Genomic DNA, 19783 nt, shown 5'->3' with positions numbered 1-19783 from the left:
ACGACGGGGCCGACCGGGACGTCGGGGACGACGCGAACGACGCGGACGACCGGACGGGAACGAGCGGCGCGACCAGCCGGAGCAGCGGGAACGGCACGGGCGGCGCGGGCGCCGGACCGACCGTGGAGCGCGATATGGAGCCCGATCCGGAGCGGGCGGGCTGGTGGACCGCCGAGGCGCCCGCCGCCGACGGCACGCGGTACGGCTTCGCACTCGACGGCGGGCCCGTACTGCCCGATCCGCGCTCCCGCCGCCAGCCGGACGGCCCCGACGGCCCGAGCGCCGTCGTCGACCAGTCGGCGTACGCCTGGCACACGCCGTGGCCGGGCCGCGAGCTGCCCGGCGCGGTCCTGTACGAGCTGCACATCGGCACGTTCACCCGCGAGGGCACCTTCGACGCGGCGGCCGAACGGCTCGCTCCGCTGGCCGGACTGGGCATCACCCATGTCGAGCTGATGCCGGTGTGCCCGTTCCCCGGGACCCACGGGTGGGGGTACGAGGGCGTCTCGCTGTGGGCGGTCCACGAGCCGTACGGCGGTCCCGAGGGGCTCAAGCGCTTCGTCGACACCGCGCACGGTCTCGGCCTGGGCGTGGTGCTCGATGTGGTGCACAACCATCTCGGTCCCGCCGGGAATTATCTGCCGCGCTTCGGCCCGTACTTCACCGACACCCACCACACCCCGTGGGGGGCCGCCGTCAATCTGGACGCTCCCGGCTCGGACGAGGTGCGCGCGTATCTGCTGGGCAGCGCCCTGGCCTGGCTGCGGGACTTCCGGCTCGACGGGCTGCGGCTCGACGCCGTGCACGCGCTCGCCGACCAGCGCGCGCTGACGTTCCTCGAAGAGCTGTCGACGGCCGTCGACGCGCTCTCCGCCGAGCTGGGGCGGCCGCTCTTCCTGATCGCCGAGTCCGACCTCGGCGACCCGCGCACCACCACTGCGCGCGGGGCGGGCGGCCTCGGGCTGCACGCCCAGTGGAACGACGACTTCCATCACGCGCTGCACGCGGCGCTCACCGGTGAATCCCAGGGCTACTACGCCGACTTCGCGCGCGAGCCGCTCGCCGCGCTGGCCAAGACGCTCACCCGTGTCTTCTTCCACGACGGTACGTATTCGAGCTTCCGGGGCCGGACGCACGGCCGCCCCGTCGACCGTACGCGCACGCCCGCGCACCGCTTCCTCGGCTACGCCCAGACCCATGACCAGATCGGCAACCGCGCGCTCGGCGACCGGCTCTCCGCCACCCTCTCCCCCGGACTGCTCGCCTGCGCGGCCACGCTCGTCCTGACGGGGCCGCACACCCCGATGCTCTTCATGGGCGAGGAGTGGGGCGCGACCACCCCCTGGCAGTTCTTCACCGACCACCCGGACCCGGTGCTCGCCGCGGCCGTACGCACCGGCAGGCGCCGGGAGTTCGCGGCGCACGGCTGGGCGGCGGAGGACATCCCCGATCCGCAGGACCCGGCGACGCGGGAGCGCTCCTGTCTGGACCGCTCCGAGGCCGGGAAGGAGCCGCACGCGCGCCTGCTGGCGTGGTACCGCGAGCTGATCGCCCTTCGGCACACCCACCCGGACCTCTCCGATCCGGATCTGGCGGCGGTCCGGGTCGCGTACGACGAGGAGGCACGCTGGCTGGCATACCGGAGGGGGGATCTGCGGGTCGCGGTCAATCTCTCCGGCGAACCCGCGGAGATCCCGCTGCTCGGCGACGCGGGCAGGGTGCTGGCGTCCTGGCAGCCGGCCGAACCGCCGGGCGCCGACGGCGTACTGCGACTGCCGCCGGAATCATGCGTGGTGCTGGCGGGCGGCTGACCCGGACCCGAGCGCCGCAGCCCGGAGACCGCAGCCCTGAGCCCGGAGACCGGCGCCGGGCGCCTGAGCGGGGTATCGCGGGCCTGCGCGGGGCGTCGCGGGCCTGCGCGGGCCGTCGCGGGCCTGCGCGGGCCGTCGCGGGCCTGCGCGGGCCGTCGCGGGCCTGCGCGGGCCGTCGCGGGCCTGCGCGGGCCGTCATCGGCCGGGACCGGATGACCGGTCCCGGCCTCGTCGCGGCCAGGTACACGAAAGTCGGCCGCGGCCCCGTCCGCCGCCCGGCCCGCGGCGGGCGCGTCGAGGACGGTGGCCGGGGCCGCCACACCGGGCGCGGCCCGCAGGCCGTCAGGGGCGGGTGACGTCGAGTACGGCCTTCCCCCGGACGCGGCGGCCGAGCAGCGCCTCCGCCGCCTCCGCCGCGCGCTCCCAGGGGCCGCGCCAGCCGATCTGCGGGTCCAGCAGGCCCCGGTCCAGCAGGCCCACCAGATAGGCCAGGTCGGCGCCGATCGGGGACTCCACGGTGAAGACCTCGATCCGCCGCCTTCCGCCGCGATGCCGCTCCTCCTCGAAGTCGATGACGGTCGGCTGGAGGGACGCCTTGCCGATGGACAGGACGGAACCGCCGGGCTCAACCCGCGAGAACGCCTGCGCCAGTTGGACGCCGCCCACGTTGTCCAGCGCGCCGAACACGGGCTCCTTGACGTTCTCCGGACCGATGACGACCTCTTCCGCGCCCAGTTCGAGCAGCCCCTCGCCGCGCGCCGGGCTGCCCACCGAGGCCACGACCCGCGCGCCCGCGAGCGCGGCCAGCTGCACCGCGTAGCGCCCGACGCCGCCGGACGCGCCGGTGATCAGCACCCGGCGGCCCACCACGGAGCCGAGGCGCCGCAGCGCCTGGAGCGCGGTGACGCCCGCCACGGGCAGGGCGCTCGCGGCTCCGAGGTCCACCCTGTCCGGGACGACCGCCAGCTCTCCGGTCTCCACCGCGCGGAGCGCGGCCCAGGCCCCCGTCCAGCCGAAGGTCACCACGCGCTCCCCCGCCGGCGGCCCGGAACCGTCGGCCGCGGCACGTACGACCACACCCGCCGCGTCCCAGCCCGATACCTGACCGGGGCTCAGCACCCCTTCCCGGTAGGCGATCTCGCCGAAGTTGAACGAGACCGCGTGGACCTCGACCAACGCCTGCGATTCCGTCGGCACCGGATCGGGGGCCTCCCCGAGGCGGAAACCCTGGGGTGCCTCGGGGTCGTACAGGAGCGCTCGCATGTCCGTTCCTCTCGTCTGGGCAGGGCCTGGGTCCGGGTCTGGGGCTACTCGACGATCGCCATCTCATGAGGGGTGTTGTTCAGGCGCCGGCCGCCGTCCTCCGTGACCGTGACGATGTCCTCGATCCGCACCCCGAAGCGCCCCGGCAGATAGACGCCCGGCTCGACCGAGAAGCACATGCCGGGGACCAGCGGACGCTCCTCGCCCTCGATCATGTACGGCGGCTCATGGGTCGTGACCCCGATGCCGTGGCCGGTGCGGTGGATGAAGTACTCGCCGTACCCGGCCCCGGAGATGACCGCGCGGGCCGCCCGGTCGACGTCCTGGCAGGCGGCTCCCGGCCGTACGGCTTCGAACCCGGCCTGCTGCGCCTCGCGTACGAGGTCGTGGACGCGCCGCTCCTCGGCGCCGGGCTCGCCGACATGGACGGTACGGGTGGTGTCGGAGCCGTAGCCGTACTTGAGCCCGCCGAAGTCGAGGACGACCATGTCGCCGTGGACGATGACGCGCTCATCGGCCTCATGGTGCGGATCGGCGCCGTTCGGGCCGGAGCCCACCACGGTGAAGTCGACCTGGGAATGGCCGTGTTCGAGGAGGAGCGCGGCGAGGTCGGCGGCCACGTCCGTCTCCCTGCGCCCGGCGAAGCGGACCTTCAGGATCTCGCCGTACGCGGCGTCGGCCGCCGCGCCCGCCGCCGCGAGCCGGGTCAGCTCCCGCGCGTCCTTGACGGCGCGCAGCATCGGCAGCGCTTCGGTGAGCGCGGCGTACGAGGTACCGGGCAGGGCCCGTTGCAGCCCGAGCAGATGCATCGCCCAGGCGTTGTCGCTGACGCCGAACCGCCCGGCGGGGTCGAGCAGCGGGGCCGTCACACCGTACGGATCCTTGCCGTCCGTCCAGTCGCGCAGGGTGAGCGCCGGGGCGCCGGGGGCCCGCGCCGCGTCCGGCGCCTCCAGCGTGGGCACCACCAGCACCGGGTCCTGGCCCGCCGCGACGACGAGCATCGTGAGCCGCTCGGTGTCGGCGGTCGGCCGGTACCCGGTGAGATACGTGAGATCCGGGCCCGGCGCGATCAGTACGCCCGCCAGCCCGGCATCGGCGGCGGACTCGGCCGCGCGGGCCATCCTGGCGCGGTAGTCGTCGGCGGTGAAGGGCGGGGGCGGCTCGGTGGTGGGCATCGGTGCTCCTTCTCGATCTCTCGCGGACCGGGAGGCCATCCACGACAGGAGGTCATCTCCGGCCGGAGGTGTTCCTTGACCGGATGTCTTCCTCAGATGTCGTCCGGCGACTCCTGGCGGGCCAGCCGTTCCAGCAGCTCGTGGAAGTCGTCGCCGACGACGATCCGCAGCCCCTCGCCGTCCCTGGCACTCAGCTGCGTGAGCGTGCCCGCGCGCCACCAGTAGACATACGGGCTGACCGCCCCCGGGGCGTCCTCGTACCCGGAGGCGGCGAACGCGGTCATGGCGTTGAGGGTCGGGATGATGGAGGTGTCGTGGATGACGTGGAAGGCGAGCTGGTGTCTGAAGGGCATCGCGACCAGCGCGCCGTCCGGCGGGACCGGCCGCCCGGTGACCTTCGGTACGACCGTGTCCAGGGCCAGGACCCGGCTGGCCGTGTAGAACGAGTCGCCGAGGAGCACCTCGAAGCGCATCCCGTCGGAGTCCTTGACGGTCTCGTGCCCCTCGATCGGCAGCTCCTGGAGATTGCTCAGGGCCCGGTCACGGAGGTGCTGGAGCCGGCCGAGCGGCTCCAGGGCCTCGTCGGTGAGCATCATGACGCTCTCGGGGAGGTCGAGGGCGAGCACTTCGTACAGCCCGGGGGCGACGGAGCGCGCGTAGCCGAAGGTCTGCGGGTCGAGGCCGTCCTCGCTGATCACCCGGGGGTAGAGCTGGGCCCGGATCTGCTCGGGCGGCAGGGTGTCCAGCGCGGACGGGGAGTCCATGGTGCGCAGCACCATCCCCGCGTGCCGCCGGGCCAGATCGCCCCAGACGCGGGGGCCGCGCTCGTCGTGGTGGCAGACGGCGGCGAGATTGCCCAGACCGAACTGGCGGCCCGCGCTGTCGGTCACCTGGTCCGCGTAGAGCGTGACCTCAAGGCCGTGCTCGGCGAAGGCCTCTCTGACCTGGCTGCGGAACAGCGCGGCCTCGTCGACCGAGAAGAAGGGGAACGCGAGGTCCCGGGGCGTGTCGCGGCTGTCGCGCTTCGGCCCTCGTCGGAACAACCCCACACCATCGCCTCCTGCCCGGTCGTCCGGTGATCGCCCGTGCCGGTGATCGCCCAACCTCTGATGCTAGTCGGAGGGGGTGACAACATGGCGGGCCGCATCCCGCCATCCCTGCGCCCGCCTCCTCTTGCTGGACATCGGTCATACGTATAACGTACGCCGTATGCCTTATATCGCCCTGGTCACCCTTGTCGTGGACGACTACGACAAGGCGCTCGCGTTCTATACGCGGGTACTCGGCTTCGAGCTGATCGAGGACACCGAGCGGGACGACGGCTCGCGCTGGGTCGTGGTCCGCCCGCGCGCCGTCGTCGGCGGCGGCGCGCGGGGCCGGGACGGCTCGGACGGATCAGGCCGCCCGGACGGACCCGGTGGCACGGAAGGACCCGGTGGCACGGCGAGCTGCGCGGGCCTGCTGCTGGCGCGCGCCAAGAACGACGCCGAGCGCGCGAGCATCGGCGTGCAGACCGGCGGCCGGGTGGGCTTCTTCCTCCACACCGACGACTTCGCCCGCGACCACGCGCGGATGCGGGCCGCCGGGGTCCGCTTCCTGGAGGAGCCGCGCCATGAGCCGTACGGCTCGGTCGCCGTCTTCGAGGACCTCTACGGCAACCGCTGGGACCTGCTCCAGCCCGCCTAGGGCGTGTCTGTCTCCGTCCTCAGAGGAGCGGCGTTCGCCGTCGGGGCCGTACGGCACCTTGCCGTACGGCCCCGACGCGCCCTGCCCCCTGGCGCCTCCCGCCCTGGGGCGCCCTGCCCGTTCCAGGAGTTCCAGAACTAGGACGGGGACTTCCGCAGCAGCCATAAGCCCAGTCCTGACCCCACCACTCCGAGCCCGGCCACGACGCTCAGCGCGATCTCCGTGCCGCCGTCGTCCACCAGGAAGTTCAAATACACGTTGGCCAGCAGGCAAACGATGAGCACGATCCAGAGCAGGGCTTTCATGGGGATTCCTTCACCTTCCGCGACGCTTTCCTCAGCACGTTCACTCTGCCGCACCGAGCCCGCCCGCACAGGAGGGCAGCCCCCCGAACCGGGGGTTCAGCACACCCCCCGAACGCGGGTGTGATTCCCCGGCTCCGCCCCTGCGAGAGCGGGGGTCTGTACGCGCCGCCCGTCGCCGGACGGTACCTTCGTGCTGCCGAACTCGACGCCGCCCGAGCCGGGTTGACGGCCGGGGCACGCAAGGAACGAAGGGGGCCGGCGCATGAGCCTGGCGCAGCTGCACTACACCTCGGCCCCGCAGGGCCCGGACGGACCGGGCGGACCCGATGGACCGGGCGGGCCGGACGGGCCCGGCTCCCGGTTCACCGCGGTCACCCCGGGCCTGCCGGGGGCGCTGCTCAAGGAGGCCGAGCCGCTCCTCGGGTACGAGTCGCCGCGCGACGCCCCCGAGCACCCCGGCGCCGCCGAACTCGCCGCGTTCCCACAGGCGTTCAGCCACAGCGTGCTCTCCGACGGTACGCGTCTGCTCGCCCGCGCGGTGCGTACGGGCGCGAACGGCGGCGGCCCGGCCGGCTCCCACACCCACGCCGTGCTGCTGCCCGGGGACGCGGGGCTGCCCGGCGGAGGGCTGCCCATCTCCGCCTGGAACTCGTCGCGGTGGGCCTCCGCCGCCCCGGCGGACGGGTCACCCGCGCAGTTGGAGGCGCTTCCGCCGTCGGGCCTTCTCGGCCGGGAGGCCCTGGTCGGATTCGCCGCCTCGCGCGGCCCCTGGCTCCCCGGATTCCTGGCCAGTCTGCGCGAGCTGACCGAGGAGACGTCCGGGCCGCGGGACGCGGAGCGGCCGGCGCGGATCGTCCTCGTGGAGCGGGACAGCGCCGACGTGGCCCGGTGGATCGCGCTGGCCTGCGCCGTACTGCCGCGCGACCGCGCCGACCTGCTGACGTTCACCACCTATACGCGCCGGCCGCGCGACGCCCGGCAGCGGATCGTCGGCGTACTGCCCGGGGACGCGCCGGAGCCGGGCGGACGCGACCACGGCTGCCGGGTGCACGACTGCACCGTCCCCGTGCCCCCGGAGCGGACGCCGGCGCCGGACGGCTGGGCCGGTGTCGCGGCCCGCGTCTGGCTGGGCCGGGCTCCCGAGCTGTTCACGGAGGCGGCGGCGCTGCCGGGCGGGGTGTTCTCCCCCGGCGCGCTGGCCGTCGTGGCGCTCTGCGCGGATCTCGCGCCCGGCCCCGACGGCCGTACGGCGGCGGCAGACTGGGCGCGGACACACGCGCGGGCCCTGGGCGACGCGCGGCTGCGCCGGCTCGTCGAGGCGTTCCAGACGGGCGCCGAGGACCGGACGGCGGCCGAATTCGCCGCGCTGACACGGCTGTTCACGGCGCTCCCCGACGATCTCGGGCAGCGCCTCGCCACCGGTCTCGCTCCCGAACTGCGCGCGGGCGTCGCGGACCCCGGCCCCGGGATCGCCCGGCCGGTGGAGCTGCTGCGGGTCGCCGATGTGCTCGGCGTGGACTGTACGGATCTGCTGCCCGGTCTCGCCCACCGGCTGGCCCGCTCCCTGCTCGCCGGCCCGGAGGCCGCCGACACCCCGGATCTGCTCGCCGTCCTGGAGGAGCATTTCGAGCTGCGTACCGCGCTGCTCAGCGCCCTGGACGCGCTCGCCGCCGAGGATCCGCCCGCCGCCGTCCGGCTGCTCGGCCGTACGGCTCTGGTTCTCTCCGGGGTCCAGGCGCTGCCGCATCTGCGGATGTGCGCCGGCGCGCCCTGGGCACCGGCCGGCGGGGGCGGCGACGGGCTCGCCGCGCTGCATGCCGCGCTGCGCGCCTGCGGCGTCTCCCCGTTCACCGATCCGCTGGTGCTGCGTACGGCCGTACAGCTGGTGTGGGACGGCGGCGTGCCGGCCCCGGGCGAGGCGCGGCGGCTGCTGAGCGAGACGGGTTCGGACGCGCACCGCGCCGCGGGCACCTGGCGCACGCTGGTCAGAGCCGCGCTCGACGGCCCCGCGGAGCCCGCCACCCACTCCGCCACCGACATCGAGGACGCGGACGCCGCCGCGCTCGCCCACGATCTGCTGCGCTGCTTCCCCGACGAGCTGGAGCCCCGCGTACGGGGCGCCCTGCTGCTCCTGGAGTTCGCCGGTGAGATCGGCGCGGGCCGGGCAGGGCCGCCGTGGACGGAACGGGTGCTGGCGCTGCGCGCCGAGGCCGAGCCGGTGGAACCGGCCGTCCTGGCCCGGGTGTTCGGGACCCTGACGCGCCGGCTCCTCTCCGAGGAGCGGCCGGAGGGCGAGCTGTACGCCCTGATCCACTGCGACGAGCCCCAGCTGCTCACCGCGTACGCGACCGCCGCCCAGGAGGAGCGGGTACGCGACCGGCTCCGTACCACCCCGGCCTACGCCGCCGACTGCTTCATCGCGTGGAGCTCCCTGCCCGGCGCGAACCGGGCGTGGGACTCGGCGCGTACCTCGCTGCTCGACAAGGTGCTGCGGCCGGCCGTGCGCGCGCTCTCCGACGAGGACACCGCCTCCGTCGAACGGAGCCTGGAGCGGGCGGGGCTCCACCGGGCGGAGGAGTTCAGGGCCTGGAACCGCCCGGGGGCCCTCAGCCGGCTGAGCCGCCGCCTCGGCGGCCTCGGACGAGCCCGGCCGTAGAGCCTTTCGTCTGGATCATGCCGGGGGGGGCGGTGGTGCCGCCCCCGTGGCTCGATCGGTATCAGCGGCGGGTCTCGATCCTCATGTCACCCGCCATGATCCTGCGGATGTGGTCACTGGCGAGCATGTCGTGCGGGTAGCCGAGCCCCGTCGCGCCGGCCTCGTCGAGGCGGGCCAGCTGGGCGGCGGTGAAGCCGACCTCCAGGGCGCCCAGATTGTCCTCCAGCTGCGCGGGGGTGCGGGCGCCGATGATCGGTGCCGTCACGCCCGGCCTCCGCAGGGTCCAGGCCAGCCCGACCTGGGCGGGTGTGCGGCCCAGCTCCGTGGCCACCTCCTTCACGACATCGGCGATGTCGAGGTTGCGTTCGGTGACCGTGCCCAGGGCGCGGTTGAAGCTCTTGCGGTCGCTGTCGTCGGAGGCGATGTCCGTCGCGGTCAGGTCGTCGCGGCTGTACTTGCCGGTGAGCACCCCGCCGGCCAGGGGTGAGTACGGGACCACACCCAGCCCCATCTCGCGTGCCATGGGGATCAGGTCACGTTCCCCGGCACGTTCGATCAGGCTGTACTCGATCTGCAGCGCGACCAGCGGCGACCAGCCGCGCAGGTCGGCGATCGTCTGCATGCGCGACACCTGCCAGGCCGGGGCGTTGCAGATCGCCACGTACAAGATCTTGCCCTGCCGGACCAGATCGTCCATGCCGCGCAGGATCTCCTCGACCGGTGTCGTGAAGTCCCACACGTGCAGGTAGAGCAGATCGATGTAGTCCGTATTGAGCTGTCGCAGACTCACTTCCACCGAAGCGAACAGGCTCTTGCGGTGGCTTCCGCCGGAATTCGGGTCGCCGGGCCGGCGCAGCGTCGTGTACTTCGTCGCCAGCACCAGGCTTTCGCGCTGGTCGCGGGTGAATTCGCCGAGCAGGCGCTCGGAGCTGCCATCGGTGTACGTGCTGGCGGTGTCGATGAAGTTGCCGCCTCGCTCCACGTAGAGGTCGAACAGCTTTCGTGCCTCGTCCTGCTCGGCGCCCCAGCCCCAGTCGGTGCCGAACGTCGCCGCGCCCAGCGCCAGCGGTGAGACCCGCAGCCCGGAGCGGCCCAGCAGCCGGTAGGTGTCGAGGGTGAGTGACATCGTGTCTCCTGTGCTCGTGATCCGTTGGCGAGCACAAGGCTCTGCCGGCCGCGAGCCGGGGATAAGGGAAAGAGGTTCCTGGGAACGCCAGTCCTACCCTGGTTGTTGGCACGGATATGACGACCCACACCGTGGACCCCACACAGGAACTGGCCGCGTTCCTGCGGACCCGGCGCGAACGGCTGGACCCGCGCGATCTCGGTCTGCCGTCGCGCCGGCAGGCCAGGCGGACTCCGGGGCTGCGCCGCGAGGAGGTCGCTGAACTGGCCGGGGTCAGCGTCGACTACGTCGTGCGGCTGGAGCAGGGGCGCGGGCTGCGGCCCTCGGCGGACGTGGTGGAGGCGCTGGCCCGTGCGCTGCGCCTGACCCCCGTCGAACGCGCCTACTTCTTCGACCTGGCCCGGCAGCGCCCCCGTAACACCGACAAGCCCGCCACCACCGCGGCGCCGCCGCTGGCCCAGTTGGTCACCGACCTGTCACCGCTGCCGGCCATGCTGATGAACCACCGCTACGACATCCTGGCGTGGAACCACGAAATGACGAGGCTGCTCCTGGACTTCGGCACCCTGCCTCCGGCGCGGCGCAACGCGATGTGGCTGTGCCTGGTGCATCCGGAGATTCGCGAGTTCTACGTCGACCGGGGACGCGTCGTGCGGGAGGGAATCGCCCACCTGCGCGCCGCGTGGGCCGCGCATCCGGAGGACCGGGCGCTGACCGGCCTCATCGCCGAATTCGTCACGCGTGACGAGGAGTTCGCGAGACTGTGGGCCGAGCGGGACATCAAGGCCAACGGCCGCGGAGACAAGGTGATGCGGCATCCCGACGCCGGAATGATCGGACTGCGTTTCGAAGTGCTGGTGCCGCTTCAGGATCCGGATCACCGGCTGGTGATCTTCCGCGCCGCGGACGATGAGAGCCAGTCGGCACTGGACCGGTTGTGCGCGTGATGACCAGCGCTTTCGCGCGCTTTGGCGACGGAGGCCACGCTTTCGCGACAGGCTCCGGGGACGGTCCCCGCGTCCGTACGGCGGCCTCGGACGGCCCCGGCGTGCGTACGGCGGCCTCGGACGGCCCCGGCCCGACAGGGCCTGACGGAGCCGTCCGCACCGCTCGCCCCGGACGCGTCAGCTCTCGTCCGGGGCCAGCCGCAGCGAGATGCTGTTGATGCAGTACCGCTGGTCCGTCGGGGTCGGGTACCCCTCGCCCTCGAAGACATGGCCGAGGTGCGAGCCGCAGCGCGCGCAGCGGACCTCGACCCGGACCATGCCGTGGGAGCGGTCCTCGATCAGCTCGACCGCGTCCGTGTCCTTCGGGTCGTAGAAGGACGGCCAGCCGCAGTGCGACTCGAACTTCGTGTCGGACCGGAAGAGATCGGCGCCGCAGGCGCGACAGGAGTAGACGCCGGTCGTCTTGGTGTCGGTGTATTCGCCGGTGAAGGCGGGCTCGGTGCCGGCCTTGCGGAGCACCTGGTACTCCGCGTCGGTCAGCTCCGCGCGCCACTGCTCGTCCGGCTTGTCGATGTCGTACGGCATGCGCTCTCTCCTCAGTCGGTCGGGAGGGCCGGGTCCAGCGGGCTCAGGCCCCCAGGCGGGTCAGGATGCCGGGACCGAGGTCCGTGACATCGCCCGCGCCCATGGTGAGAACGAGATCACCGGGGCGCGCCATTCCCGCGACCGCCTCGGGCACGGCTCCCTTGTCGTGGACGGCCGAGACGTCGGCGCCCGCCTTCTCGGCAGCGTCGGTGATCAGGGCGCTGGTGACACCGGGCAGCGGGTCCTCGCGGGCCGGATAGATGTCCAGCACCAGCGAGGCGTCGGCGAGGGCCAGGGCCTGGCCCATCTCCGTGGCCAGCTCCTGCGTACGGGAGAACAGATGCGGCTGGAACACCACCAGCAGCCGGGAGCCGGGAGCCGCCGCGGCCCGCATCGCCTCCAGGTCGGCGGTCATCTCGGTGGGGTGGTGCGCGTACGAGTCGATCACCTGCACACCCGCCGCCTCGCCCTTGAGCTGAAGGCGGCGCTTGACCCCGGTGTACGCGCCGAGGGCCGAGGCCAGATTGTGCGCCGGAATACCGAGGGCGATCCCGGCGGCAAGGGCGGCGACCGCGTTGTGCGCGTAGTGCCGGCCGGGGACCGAGACGGTGAAGGTCAGGAAGCGGCCGTCGAGCAGGACGGTGACCTCGCTGGTCAGACCGCGTGCGGTGACCTTGTGGACGCGTACGTCGGCGCCCTCGGCCTCCCCGTAGGTGACGACCTTGAACGTGCCGGAATCCCGGACCCGGGAGGCCAGCTCGACGGCGCCGGGCTGGTCGGCGGCGATCACCAGCGTGCCACCGGGGACGATCTTGCCGGTGAACGCCTCGAACGACTCGTAGATCTCGTCCATCGACGCGTAGTTCGCGTGGTGGTCCAGCTCGACATTGAGGACGATCGCGACCTCGGGGTCGTACTTCTGGAAGCTGCGGTCGCTCTCGTCCGCCTCGGCGACGAAGATCCCGCCCTCGCCGTGCCGGGCGTTCGTGCCGGGCCCCGCGAGGTCACCGCCGATGGCGTACGACGGGTCGAGGCCCAGTTCCGTGAGGGCGACGGCCAGCATGGAGGTCGTGGTGGTCTTGCCGTGGGTGCCCGCGACGGCGATCGCGCGCAGTCCGCCCATCAGCGAGGCCAGCGCGTCGGAGCGGTGCACGACCGGTACGGAGAGCTCGGCCGCGCGGGCCAGCTCGGGGTTGTCGGCCCGGATCGCGCTGGAGACGACCACGCACGAGGCGTCGTCCGCGAGGTGTTCCGCGGCATGGCCGATATGCACGGTGGCCCCCAGCGCCCGCAGTGCCTCGGCGGTCTCCGAGTCCTTCGCGTCACTGCCCGCGACCTTGGCGCCGCGCTGGGCGAGGATCTTGGCGATACCCGACATTCCGGCGCCGCCGATACCGATGAAGTGCGGCCGTTCCATGGCCGCGGGGATACCGGGTGCCGGTGCCATACGTGTTCTCTCCCAAGGTGCGGGCGGGCTGCGGCGTGCAGTCGCGGAAGGCCCCAGCCTATTCGCTGTGCGCGAAGAGTTTGAGCACCGGTACGCCCACCTTGTGGCGCGCCCGGGACGCCCAGTCGCGGTGGAAGAACTCCTCCACGTAGTGCGGCTCGGTGAGCACGATCACCTCATCGGCCCCGGCCTCGTCCACGACCTCCTTGAGCCGGTCGAGCGGATGCTCCTCCACGACCTGGCCGTTGGCGGCGGATCCCTGGGCGCGCAGCGCCGCCAGCGAGTGTTCGAGAGCGAGTTCGGCGGGCCGTCTGGCCTCCTTGCCCTCCGGCACCTCGTCCTCCCTGGTCGCGTCCCGCAGTTCGCCGATCGCGATGTCGTCGATCGCGCGCAGCAGCAGATCCGCCTGGTCGCCACGCGGCTGCATGAGCACCACGAACGAGATCTCCTCGTCGCCGTGGAGGGTGGTGACGAATTCCACGTCCTCCCGCGACAGGGGCTTCTCGATCATCAATACGCTTGTGAACACGACAGGCGCCCTTCTTCTTCCAGGGCCGTGCGGCCCACTGCTGAAACCATCCTTCCCCGTGCCCGCACGGGGTGTGTGCAGTAAGTCTGCCCAGCGGAAGCTAACCGGAACGATGAATTCCGCTGATTGTCGGACACGCGGATCCCGGGTGGATCAGACGCGCAGGTACCGGCTGAAGAGGAACCCGTCCTGCTCCAGCAACGACGCCAGCGCGAACCGTTCGGGCACGGCGGGAGCCGGCCCGGCCGCGATGCGCTGCGCGTACCCCGAAGTGAGCATCGGAGACATGGTCAGACAGAGTTCGTCCAGCAGCCCCGCCGCCACGAACTGTCCGAGCAGCCTCGGTCCGCCCTCGGTGAGCAGCCTGACCAGTCCGCGATCCGCCAGGGCGCGCACGACCCGCTCGGGGTCCGCTCCCGGGCCGTCCCCGGCGATCACCACCTCCACGCCGGCCTTCTCCGCGGCGAGGATCCGCTCCTGAGGCGCCTCGGCGCCGGTCAGGATGAGCGTCGGGACGAGGGGGGCGGCGAACAGCGGCAGCGTGAAGTCCAGCTCCAGACTCGCGCTGACCACGGCGATCGCCGGCGCGGGCGCCTGACCGGCCGCCGCCCGGCGCGCGGCGAAGGCCGCACGGGCGCGAGCCGGCCGGTACCCCTCAAGGCGAACCGTTTCCGCACCCACCACCACCGCGTCGGCGAGCGCCCGCAGGGTGCCGAAGACACGCATGTCGGCGGGGGAGGAGATGGACTGCGAACGGCCCCCGTGGTGGGCGGCGCCGTCGAGCGTGGACACCATGTTGGCGCGCAGCCATGGCCGCGCGCCGCCCCCCGCGCCGCTGCCGGTGCCGGTGCCGGTGCCCGCGCCGGTGCCCGTGTCCGTGCCGGTGCCCGTGTCCGCGCCTGTGCCCGCGCCTGCCGTACGGGGGTACGCGTAGGCATCCGCCAGCTGGTCGAGCGTCCAGTCACGGTCCGCGCCGGGATCCACCCCGGGACCAGCCCCGGAATCCGCTCCGGAACCAGCGGCGGAGTGTGTCTGATCGGTCACAGGGAACAGGCGTCGCATGCGAAGCAGTCTGGCATGGCGCATAGAGTTACGAACTGTGTCGTCCTCCACCACGGCGTCCGGCCGTCAGTCGATAACCGAAGCGGCCCCGCTCTCCCTCTGCGCACGTGAGCCACATGTCCCCGCCGACCGGCTGGTCGCGGAAATGGTGCCGCCGCCGCGCTTCGACTCCGTACGCTTCGACACGTACGTACCCGACCCCCAGCAGCCCAGCCAGACCGAGGCGGTCTCCGTTCTGGGCGCGTTCGCGGCGGGGCTCGGCGGAGCGCATCCGGCCGACGGCGGACACGGCAGGCGGCGCTGGTTCGCCAGAAAGCCCGTGACACCCACCGGTCCGCGCGGTGTCTATCTGGACGGCGGCTACGGCGTCGGCAAGACCCATCTGCTGGCCTCCCTCTGGCACGCCACTCCGGCCGCTCCCGAGCAGAAAGCTTTCGGCACCTTTGTGGAGCTGACGAACCTGGTCGGCGCGCTGGGCTTCCAGGAGACCGTACGGACGCTCAGCGGCCATCGGCTGCTCTGCATCGACGAATTCGAACTGGACGACCCGGGCGACACCGTCCTCGTCTCCACCCTGCTCGGCAAGCTGGTCGACGCGGGCGTGGCACTGGCCGCGACCTCGAACACCCTGCCGGGCAAGCTCGGCGAGGGCCGGTTCGCCGCGGCCGACTTCCTCCGCGAGATCCAGGGCCTGTCCGCGCGCTTCCGCCCGCTGCGCATCGACGGTGAGGACTACCGGCACCGCGGACTGCCCGCGGCGCCCGTCCCGTACTCCGACGAACAGGTGACCCGGGCCGCGTACGCGACCGAGTGCGCCAGCCTGGACGACTTCCCCGGGCTGCTCGAACATCTCGCCCGGGTCCATCCGAGCCGGTACGGAGCGCTCACGGACGGGGTGCGGGCCGTCTGTCTCACGGATGTCGCACCGGTGCCCGACCAGTCGACCGCGCTGCGGCTGGTCGTCCTCGCGGACCGGCTGTACGACCGGGAGGTGCCCGTGCTCGCCTCCGGGCTCCCCTTCGACCGGCTGTTCAGTGAAGAGATGCTGAACGGCGGCTACCGGAAGAAATACTTCCGGGCGATCTCACGGCTGACGGCCCTGGCGCGCGACGCGAAGGGGCTGGTCGCCGAGTAGGTTCGGTGGCGTCGGACGCGTCGGTGGCGTAACTCCGCGCCGTCGCAAGGCCGTACGCACCGTGGCGGCGCGACGACTCGGCGCCGCGACATCCCGACGCCGTGACACCGCGCGTCATCGCGTCTGCTGTACTCACACCCGTATCACCACGACCAAGCAGAAGGGTTCCACCATGGCCACCACGCGCCAGGCGCACACGGTCTGGGAGGGCAACCTCCTCCAGGGCACGGGCACCGTCACCTTCGACTCCTCCGGCATCGCCGACCAGGAGGTCTCCTGGCCCTCCCGCGCGGAGGCGGCGAACGGCAAGACCAGCCCGGAGGAGCTGATCGCGGCGGCCCACTCCAGCTGCTTCTCGATGGCGCTCTCCAACGGTCTGACGAAGGGCGGCACCCCGCCGACCAGGCTGACCACCCAGGCCGATGTCACCTTCCAGCCCGGCACCGGCATCACGGGTATCCACCTCACCGTCCAGGGCGACGTCCCGGGCATCGACGCCGCGGACTTCGAGAAGGCCGCCGAGGACGCCAAGGCGAACTGCCCGGTCAGCCAGGCGCTCACCGGCACGACCATCACGCTGAGCGCGTCGCTGGCCTGACGCGACACCTGAGGCACGCGGTGACCCGCATGGTTCACGTGTGACACCACACGTGCTACACACATGCGGGTCACGTCTCCTGTCCGCCAACAGGGAGTTGCCTCATGTCCGCAACACGGCGTCAGATCCTCGCCCGCACCGGCGCCACCGCCGCGGGTATCACCTTCAGCGGAGCGCTCTCCGAGCTGTTCTCCGGCACCCCCGCCGCCGCCCAGGGACTCGGCCACCGCGGCTACGGTCCGCTGGTCACCGACCCGGACGGCCTGCTCGATCTTCCCCGGGGGTTCAGTTACAAGGTCCTCTCCCGGGAGGGCGACCCGCTGCGCTCCGGCGAGGGCCGGGTGCCCGGCAACCACGACGGCATGGCCGCCCTGCCGGGCCGCCGGGGCCGCGTGCATCTGGTCCGCAACCACGAGAACCGCGCCACCGCCCCGATCCCCGTTCCCGCCGTGCCCGGCCTCACCTACGACCCGATGGGCAAGGGCGGTTGTACGGCGCTGGAGCTGGACGGCCGCGACAACGTCCTCGGCGAACGTGTCGCCATCGCCGGAACCGCCGTCAACTGCGCGGGCGGCCCCACTCCTTGGGGTACCTGGCTCACCTGCGAGGAGACCGAGGACAGAGCCGGCACCAACGGCTACACCAAGGACCACGGCTTCATCTTCGAGGTCGACGGCGCCGATCCGCGCCGCACGGGCGCCGTACCGCTGACCGCCATGGGCCGCTTCCAGCACGAGGCGATCGCGATCGATCCCGGCACGGGCATCGTGTACGAGACGGAGGACGCGTTCGAGCGGCCGTTCGGGCTCTTCTACCGCTTCCTGCCCCGGAAGCCGCACGGCGGGACGGGATCGCTGCGCGCGGGCGGCGACCTGGAGGCCATGCGGGTGCCCGGGGTGCCCGATCTGTCGGCCGTCCAGGAGCCGGGCACCTCCTTCGACCGGGTGGAGTGGGTCCCCGTACCCGACCCGCTGGCGCGCGAGACCCCGATCCGGCTCCAGGACTTCGGCCCCGAGGGCATCACCCACGCGCAGAAGCTGGAGGGCTGCTACTGGGGCGAGCGCGCGGTCCACTTCGTGTCGAGCTTCGCGCGCAGCGCGGAGGGCTCGGCGGCGGACCACTACGGACAGGTGTGGAAGTACGAGCCGAAGCGGCGCCGGCTCACGCTGGTGATCGTCTTCGGACCCGGCACGGACATCCAGCTGCCCGGCGAGTCCCCCGACAACATCTGCCTCGCGCCGAGCGGGGGCCTGATGGTGTGCGAGGACGGCGGAGGCGCCCAGCATGTGTTCGGCGTGACCCGCCGGGGCGAGGTGTACGCGCTGGCCAGAGGCGCCCAGAACATCGGCACCGCGGAGGAGCCCGAGTGGGGCGAGTTCGCGGGCGTCACCTTCTCGCCGGACGGCGCGACGATGTACGTGAACTGCTATACGCCGGGCACGACCTTCGCGGTGACCGGCCCCTGGCACGAGTAGTACTCCCCGGCGGCGTCAGCGGTCGCAGAACGCCCCGATCCGACGCACCCTCTAAGCAGCCTGAGGAGCCGACCTGAGGGGTGCGCAGTGGCCAAGAAGGACAAGAAGGACGGGAAAGCCGGGAAGCGGCGACAGCCACCACCGGCGCTCCGTGAGCTGCTGCGCATCCCCGAGGGCGAGCCCGTCGACCTCTCCTCGTACGACTCCCGTGCCACCCCGGGCGGCCCCCCGGACAAGGCGGCGGCGCTCGCCGCCGTCCCCCCGCTGGCGGAGCGCCTGGCAGGTCTCCAGGAACGGCTGTACGCGGCCAGCACGGCGACCGACCGACGCCGGGTGCTGCTGATCCTCCAGGGCATGGACACCAGCGGCAAGGGCGGCACGATCAAACATGTGATCGGCCATTTCAACCCGGCGGGCTGCCGGATCAGGGCCTTCAAGACCCCGACCCCGGAGGAGCGGAGCCACCCCTTCCTGTGGCGTGTCAGACGGGCGCTCCCCGAGCCGGGCGAGATCGGGATCTTCGACCGTTCACAGTACGAGGACGTCCTGATCGCCCGCGTACGGGAACTGGTCCCCCGCCGCGATCTGGGCCGCCGCTACGGCCAGATCAACCGCTTCGAACAGGGCCTCGCCGACAACGGCGTGATCATCGTGAAGGTCTTCCTCCACCTCGGCCGCGAGGAGCAGCACGACCGCCTGCTGGCCCGGCTCGACAACCCGGACAAGCACTGGAAGTTCAGCCCGTCCGACATCGAGGACCGCGCGCTGTGGCCCGCCTACCAGGAGGCCTACGAGCTGGCGCTGCACCGCTGCTCGACGGCGGCGGCCCCCTGGTACCTCGTCCCGGCGGACCGCAAGTGGTACCGCAACTGGGCGATCAGCACGCTGTTGCTCGAACACCTGGAGGCGCTGAATCCGGCGTATCCGGAGGCCGACTTCGACGTCGAGGAGAGCCGTCGGCAGTTGCTGGCGACGGGCTGATCCCGGACACACGGTGCCGCCGGGCGTGACCGTGATCGCCGTGCCGCCGGGCGTCTCCGCCACGTGGGGCCTGACCGTACGGGGCGACTTCGGCGGGGGCGAGTGCCGTACGACCATTCCGGGTGGATCATCATATATTTTCCGTGAGTGACCACATATGTACGCATTCTCGCCACCGTCGCCGTTCTGGGCGCCGCGCTCGCCGGCTGCGCCGACGGCGCCGGCAAAACCGTGACCTCCGGCTCCGCCGGCACGCGCGCCGCCGCGACCTCCGCTCCCGGGGCGGTGAAGGCGCCACCGACCCTGCCGCCCGGCCCCGGCGGGCTGACCCCGGTCTTCAAGCGGGGGGACCCGGCCGCGGGCAAGACCGTGGCACTCACCTTCGACGCCGATATGACGGCCGATCAGGGAACCCGGGCGGCGCGCGGCGAGCGGTTCGACAACCCTTCGCTGATCGCCCTGCTGCGCAGGCTGGAGGTGCCCTCGACGGTCTTCATGACGGGCCGCTGGGCCGAGGAGTACCCGACACAGGCGAAGGAGATCGGCGAGGACCCGATCTTCGAGATCGCCAACCACTCCTACAGCCACCACGCCTTCACGGCCGACTGCTACGGGCTGCCGAGGGTCGCCGAGACGAAGATGAACGACGACGTGCAGCGGGCGTTCACCGCGTTCCAGGAGGCGGGGGCGCGCAATGTGGTGCCGTACTTCCGCTTCCCCGGCGGCTGCTACGACGACGCGGCACTGCGTGCGCTGGCGCCCTCCAAGGTGACCGCCGTCCAGTGGGACGTCGTCAGCGGTGACGCCTTCGCCACGGACGCGGAGGCGGTCGCGCAGCAGGTGCTTGAGGGGGTGAAGCCGGGGTCGCTGGTGGTGATGCACTGCACGCGCAGCGCGGCGCCGGCCACGGAGGAGGCCGTGGAGCAGATCGTCCCCGAGCTACGGAAGCAGGGCTACCGGTTCGTCAAGGTCTCCGAGCTGATGAGCCACTGACCGACCGGG

General features: G+C 72.5%; 18 protein-coding genes. 9 read left to right on the top strand and 9 right to left on the bottom strand.

Going from position 1 to position 19783, the window contains the following annotated elements; genetic code table 11:
* Window positions 1-134 precede the first annotated feature (134 nt).
* A complete protein-coding gene (gene treZ / locus ACZ7LS_RS10200; RefSeq protein ID WP_385129425.1) occupies window positions 135-1811 on the top strand; it encodes a malto-oligosyltrehalose trehalohydrolase in 1677 nt (558 codons plus the stop codon).
* A 342-nt stretch (window positions 1812-2153) separates the two neighbouring features.
* Here the strand turns inward: treZ and ACZ7LS_RS10195 are convergent, their stop codons facing one another.
* From ACZ7LS_RS10195 to ACZ7LS_RS10185, 3 genes are all read right to left on the bottom strand, one after another.
* Window positions 2154-3074 carry a zinc-binding dehydrogenase gene (locus tag ACZ7LS_RS10195; protein ID WP_385129152.1) on the bottom strand — a complete coding sequence of 307 codons (921 nt, stop codon included), beginning with the start codon at window positions 3072-3074 and terminating at the stop codon, window positions 2154-2156.
* Between the two features lie 44 nt (window positions 3075-3118).
* Window positions 3119-4249 carry an aminopeptidase P family protein gene (locus tag ACZ7LS_RS10190; protein ID WP_382524752.1) on the bottom strand — a complete coding sequence of 377 codons (1131 nt, stop codon included), beginning with the start codon at window positions 4247-4249 and terminating at the stop codon, window positions 3119-3121.
* Window positions 4250-4341: 92 nt separating this feature from the next.
* Entirely contained in the window at window positions 4342-5298 is a 957-nt protein-coding gene (locus ACZ7LS_RS10185) for a hypothetical protein (RefSeq protein ID WP_382524754.1), read from the bottom strand.
* A gap of 160 nt (window positions 5299-5458) precedes the next feature.
* Here ACZ7LS_RS10185 and ACZ7LS_RS10180 point away from each other — a divergent pair, with 160 nt between their 5' ends.
* Entirely contained in the window at window positions 5459-5935 is a 477-nt protein-coding gene (locus tag ACZ7LS_RS10180; RefSeq protein ID WP_382524756.1) for a VOC family protein, read from the top strand.
* Between the two features lie 137 nt (window positions 5936-6072).
* On the opposite strand, the gene ACZ7LS_RS10175 is transcribed toward ACZ7LS_RS10180, so the two are convergent.
* Window positions 6073-6240, bottom strand: a complete 168-nt coding sequence (locus ACZ7LS_RS10175) for a hypothetical protein (protein ID WP_165371888.1) — start codon at window positions 6238-6240, stop codon at window positions 6073-6075.
* Between the two features lie 262 nt (window positions 6241-6502).
* On the opposite strand from ACZ7LS_RS10175, the gene ACZ7LS_RS10170 reads away from it, so the two are divergent.
* Window positions 6503-8896: a GTPase-associated protein 1-related protein gene (locus ACZ7LS_RS10170; protein WP_385129148.1), complete on the top strand. Its 2394-nt coding sequence runs from the start codon at window positions 6503-6505 to the stop codon at window positions 8894-8896.
* Between the two features lie 61 nt (window positions 8897-8957).
* Here ACZ7LS_RS10170 and ACZ7LS_RS10165 read toward each other — a convergent pair whose 3' ends face one another.
* A complete protein-coding gene (locus ACZ7LS_RS10165) occupies window positions 8958-10022 on the bottom strand; it encodes an aldo/keto reductase (RefSeq protein ID WP_385129146.1) in 1065 nt (354 codons plus the stop codon).
* Window positions 10023-10153: 131 nt separating this feature from the next.
* Here ACZ7LS_RS10165 and ACZ7LS_RS10160 point away from each other — a divergent pair, with 131 nt between their 5' ends.
* The gene (locus ACZ7LS_RS10160; protein ID WP_469448740.1) at window positions 10154-10969 is read left to right on the top strand and encodes a helix-turn-helix domain-containing protein; all 816 of its coding nucleotides are present in this window, start codon (window positions 10154-10156) and stop codon (window positions 10967-10969) included.
* Window positions 10970-11146: 177 nt separating this feature from the next.
* Here the strand turns inward: ACZ7LS_RS10160 and msrB are convergent, their stop codons facing one another.
* The 4 genes from msrB to ACZ7LS_RS10140 all read right to left on the bottom strand — a co-directional run bounded on the left by msrB (window position 11147) and on the right by ACZ7LS_RS10140 (window position 14592).
* Window positions 11147-11554: a peptide-methionine (R)-S-oxide reductase MsrB gene (gene msrB / locus ACZ7LS_RS10155; protein ID WP_030350719.1), complete on the bottom strand. Its 408-nt coding sequence runs from the start codon at window positions 11552-11554 to the stop codon at window positions 11147-11149.
* Window positions 11555-11597: 43 nt separating this feature from the next.
* On the bottom strand, window positions 11598-13001 hold the full coding sequence (gene murC, locus ACZ7LS_RS10150; protein WP_382524765.1) for a UDP-N-acetylmuramate--L-alanine ligase: 1404 nt from the start codon (window positions 12999-13001) through the stop codon (window positions 11598-11600).
* A 58-nt stretch (window positions 13002-13059) separates the two neighbouring features.
* Entirely contained in the window at window positions 13060-13530 is a 471-nt protein-coding gene (locus tag ACZ7LS_RS10145) for an indole-3-glycerol phosphate synthase (protein ID WP_382524767.1), read from the bottom strand.
* Between the two features lie 153 nt (window positions 13531-13683).
* Window positions 13684-14592, bottom strand: a complete 909-nt coding sequence (locus ACZ7LS_RS10140) for a pyrimidine reductase family protein (protein WP_385129140.1) — start codon at window positions 14590-14592, stop codon at window positions 13684-13686.
* A gap of 37 nt (window positions 14593-14629) precedes the next feature.
* Between ACZ7LS_RS10140 and zapE the strand changes: the two genes are divergently transcribed.
* The 5 genes from zapE (at window position 14630) to ACZ7LS_RS10115 (ending at window position 19774) form a co-directional block, all read left to right on the top strand.
* Window positions 14630-15727 (top strand): cell division protein ZapE, encoded by a 1098-nt coding sequence (gene zapE / locus ACZ7LS_RS10135; RefSeq protein ID WP_382665864.1) that lies wholly within the window; start codon window positions 14630-14632, stop codon window positions 15725-15727.
* Window positions 15728-15899: 172 nt separating this feature from the next.
* Window positions 15900-16325 carry an OsmC family protein gene (locus ACZ7LS_RS10130; RefSeq protein WP_382524773.1) on the top strand — a complete coding sequence of 142 codons (426 nt, stop codon included), beginning with the start codon at window positions 15900-15902 and terminating at the stop codon, window positions 16323-16325.
* Between the two features lie 104 nt (window positions 16326-16429).
* Window positions 16430-17800 (top strand): alkaline phosphatase PhoX, encoded by a 1371-nt coding sequence (locus ACZ7LS_RS10125; RefSeq protein WP_382524775.1) that lies wholly within the window; start codon window positions 16430-16432, stop codon window positions 17798-17800.
* Between the two features lie 87 nt (window positions 17801-17887).
* Window positions 17888-18781, top strand: a complete 894-nt coding sequence (locus ACZ7LS_RS10120) for a PPK2 family polyphosphate kinase (protein ID WP_385129135.1) — start codon at window positions 17888-17890, stop codon at window positions 18779-18781.
* A gap of 147 nt (window positions 18782-18928) precedes the next feature.
* Complete coding sequence (locus ACZ7LS_RS10115; protein WP_385129132.1) at window positions 18929-19774, top strand: polysaccharide deacetylase family protein; 846 nt, start codon at window positions 18929-18931, stop codon at window positions 19772-19774.
* Window positions 19775-19783 lie beyond the last annotated feature (9 nt).

The organism is Streptomyces sp. NPDC039430, assembly GCF_055639435.1.
Note: the sequence above shows the minus strand (reverse complement) of the source record. Positions and strands in the feature narration are given on the sequence as shown.